Origin of the sequence: Halomonas sp. PBN3, assembly GCF_000475415.1 — a bacterium.
GTDB classification, from domain to species: domain Bacteria; phylum Pseudomonadota; class Gammaproteobacteria; order Pseudomonadales; family Halomonadaceae; genus Halomonas; species Halomonas shengliensis.
Genome location: NZ_AXCA01000109.1, coordinates 1 through 2998 on the forward strand (window position 1 = coordinate 1; position 2998 = coordinate 2998).

At 70.6% G+C, this 2998-nt stretch carries 3 protein-coding genes; all 3 read right to left on the reverse strand.

Features of this window, described 5'->3' with window-relative positions:
- Nucleotides 1–93: 93 nt before the first annotated feature.
- Genes sppA through Q673_RS23945 form a run of 3 tightly spaced genes read right to left on the reverse strand, consistent with a single transcriptional unit; the run spans nucleotide 94 to nucleotide 2809 of the window.
- Nucleotides 94–1197, reverse strand: a complete 1104-nt coding sequence (gene sppA / locus Q673_RS23935; protein WP_023005190.1) for a signal peptide peptidase SppA — start codon at nucleotides 1195–1197, stop codon at nucleotides 94–96.
- Between the two features lies 1 nt (nucleotide 1198).
- Complete coding sequence (locus tag Q673_RS23940; protein WP_023005191.1) at nucleotides 1199–1852, reverse strand: HAD-IA family hydrolase; 654 nt, start codon at nucleotides 1850–1852, stop codon at nucleotides 1199–1201.
- A gap of 9 nt (nucleotides 1853–1861) precedes the next feature.
- Complete coding sequence (locus Q673_RS23945) at nucleotides 1862–2809, reverse strand: RluA family pseudouridine synthase (protein WP_023005192.1); 948 nt, start codon at nucleotides 2807–2809, stop codon at nucleotides 1862–1864.
- Between the last annotated feature and the right edge of the window lie 189 nt (nucleotides 2810–2998).

Genomic DNA, 2998 nt, shown 5'->3' on the forward strand with positions numbered 1-2998 from the left:
AGGCGAATAGCGTGCTATTTAACGAATCAGATCGAATGAAATTGGCCGAAAGACCGGATCTCGCAGTAGATCAGTGTTAAGCCCGACAGGCTCCTAGGGGGCGAGCTGGTAACGCACCGGGGTATCGGCCCGGGGCAGGCCCAGCCACTCCAAGGCCACCCGGCCGAACTGGCGCGACAGGCGCTCCAAAGGATCGAGGCGCGGCGTGTAGTCGTGCAGGCGGGGCTCGGCGAGGCGCTCCCGGGCCAGGCTGTCGAGGCTGCCCAGCGCGTCCACCAGGCCGAGGTCCACGGCCTGCTCGCCGCTCCACACCAGCCCGCTGAACAGCGCCTCGTCGTCGGCCAGGCGCTCGCCGCGCCCCTCGCGCACCGCGGCGATGAACTGCTCATGGGTGCTGTCGAGTACCGACTGCCAGAACTCGCGCTGCGCCGGCGCCACGTCCGAGAAGGGGTCGAGGAAGGCCTTGTTGTCGCCGGCGGTGTAGACCCGGCGCTCCACCCCCAGGCGGTCGATCGCCTCCTGGAAGCCGAAGCTCGAATAGATCACCCCGATCGAGCCCACCAGGCTCGCCGGGGCGGCGACGATCTCGTCGGCGGCGGCGGCGATATAGTAGGCGCCGCTGGCACCGATATCCTCGATCACCGCGATAATCGGCTTGTCGCCCTCGCCACGCAGCCGCATCACCTCCTCGAAGATGCGTTGTGACTGCACCGGACTCCCGCCGGGGCTATTGATATGCAGCACCACCGCCTCGCTGTGGGGCGATTCCCAGGCGCGCCTGAGCCCCTGGTTGATGCGCTCGGCACTGGCGCGCCCCTCGGCGTCGATGGTGCCCTCCACCCTGACCAGGCCCAGGTGCGGCCCCACCTCGCCGCCCACCGACGGCGGCCCGGCCAGCAGGCTATAGAGGCTGACCGAGAGTGAGGCCAGGATCAGCGCCGCGAACAGGAAGCGGAAGAACAGCTTCCAGCGCCGCGAGCGTCGCTGCTCGGCGAGCACGCCATCGATCCAGCGCCCCATCATCGCCATCTGCTCCAGACGCTGGCGCTCGCGCAGCGCCTCGGCGTCCTCGGCCACGGGTGGCGTCTCGCCCTCCCCCTCGCGCCCCTGGCGGCGGCGCCTGGCCTCATCGCGGCTCAGCTGTGGCCCGTCGGTCCAGGGGTCCACCGGGCGCTGCTCGTCTCGCTCGTCGCTCATCTCACTTCCCCTGCAGCCAGCCGAAGAGGTGCGGCACCGCCTCGGCGGTGAACGCCGGCCGGCTGTCGGCCAGCCGCGTGGGGGCATGTACGCCCCAGGTGACCGCCACGCGATCCATGCTGATGGCCCGCGCCATCTCCAGGTCGTAGGCGGTGTCGCCCACCATCACCGCCTCCTCCACCGGCACCGCGAGCTCCGCCAGCAGCTCCTCGAGCATCTGCGGGTGCGGCTTGGAGCGGGTCTCGTCGGCGGTACGACTGGCATGGAACCAGCGGCCGCTGCCGCTCTCGCGGAAGACGCGGTCGAGGCCGCGCCGGCTCTTGCCGGTGGCCACCGCCAGGCGCTGCTCATCCTGCCCGCGCAGGGCGGCGATTCCCGCCTCCACCTCGGGGAAGAAGCGCATCGGGGTGTCGTTGCCCTCGACGAAGTGCCAGGCGTAGCGGCTGCGCAGCAGCTCGGCGCGGTCGGAGTCGATCCCCGGACAGAGGGTGGCGATGGCCTCGGGCAGCCCGAGGCCGATGATGTCACGCACCGCGGCGGGCTCCAGATGGCCCCAGCCCGCGTCCCGGGCCGCCGCCTGCATGCAGTCGACGATGCGGGCCACGGAGTCCATCAGGGTCCCGTCCCAATCGAAGATCACCAGTCGATAGCGCATCGTCACTCCTCAGCCGGCCTGGCGGGCGCGGGCGAGCGCCGCCTGGAGGTCGTCGGGCAGCGGCGCACGGATCCGCACCTCGCGCCCGCTGGTGGGTTCGGGGAAGGCCAGCGACTCGGCGTGCAGGAAGAGCCGCGCCAGGCCCAGCCGCGCGCTCAGCGCCTGGCTGTCGCGGCTGCCGTACTTGTCGTCGCCGAGCAGCGGGTGGCCGGCGTGGGCGGCATGCACGCGGATCTGGTGGGTACGCCCGGTCACCGGCTCCGCCTCGAGCAGGGTGACGCCGGGCAGGGCCTCGCGCACCGCGAAGCGGGTGCGCGCCACCTTGCCCTCGGGGTCGACCCGCACCCGGCGCTCGCCGTTGGCCAGGGTGTAGCGATCCAGGCGGGCGGCGACGAAGTCGCGCCGCGCCGGCCAGCGTCCCGCCACCAGGGCCAGGTAACGCTTATCCATCTGCTTCTGCTTGAGCGCGCTGTTCAAGGCGAGCAACGCCGGCCGCGACTTGGCCAGCAGCAGGCAGCCCGAGGTATCGCGATCCAGGCGGTGGACCAGCTCCAGGAAGTCGAGGTCCTCGCGCACCTGGCGCAGCGCCTCGATCAGGCCGATCTTGACCCCGCTGCCACCATGCACGGCGAGTCCCGACGGCTTGTTGAGCACCAGCCAGTCTCGCCCCTCCAGCAGCACGCTGCCGGCCAGCAGGTTGCGCAGGCCGTCGCTCACCTCGCGTACCGCCTCCCGGGGCGAGAGCTTGAGCGGCGGGATGCGCACCAGGTCACCCGTGGCCAGGCGGGTATCGGGCCTGACGCGCTTCTTGTTCACCCGCACCTCGCCCTTGCGCACGATGCGGTAGATCAGCGCCCGGGGCGCCCCCTTGATGCGCGTCATCAGGAAGTTGTCGACCCGCTGGCCGTCCTGCCCCTCCGTGACCTCCACCCACTGTACGTCGCGCCCTTCGGCCATGCCGAGACCCCACTGCTTGGAAACTGCGAAAGGGAGCATTCTAACGCACTGTGACCCGCCCGGCGCCAATTGCTGCCCAAGGCTATCGCAGATAGCTTGGCTGCTCGATAGCTCGGGGCTGATCTGGCGATAAGCCTACGAGGAGGCGCTGTAAATACCTCCCTGTACGCTACCTCGGCCGTCCCTGGT

Excerpts from the sequence above, each read along its gene's own strand:
- Q673_RS23945 (WP_023005192.1), bottom strand. The coding sequence starts at position 2,809 with ATGGCCGAAGGGCGCGACGTACAGTGGGTGGAGGTCACGGAGGGGCAG.
- sppA (WP_023005190.1), bottom strand. The coding sequence starts at position 1,197 with ATGAGCGACGAGCGAGACGAGCAGCGCCCGGTGGACCCCTGGACCGAC.
- Q673_RS23940 (WP_023005191.1), bottom strand. The coding sequence starts at position 1,852 with ATGCGCTATCGACTGGTGATCTTCGATTGGGACGGGACCCTGATGGAC.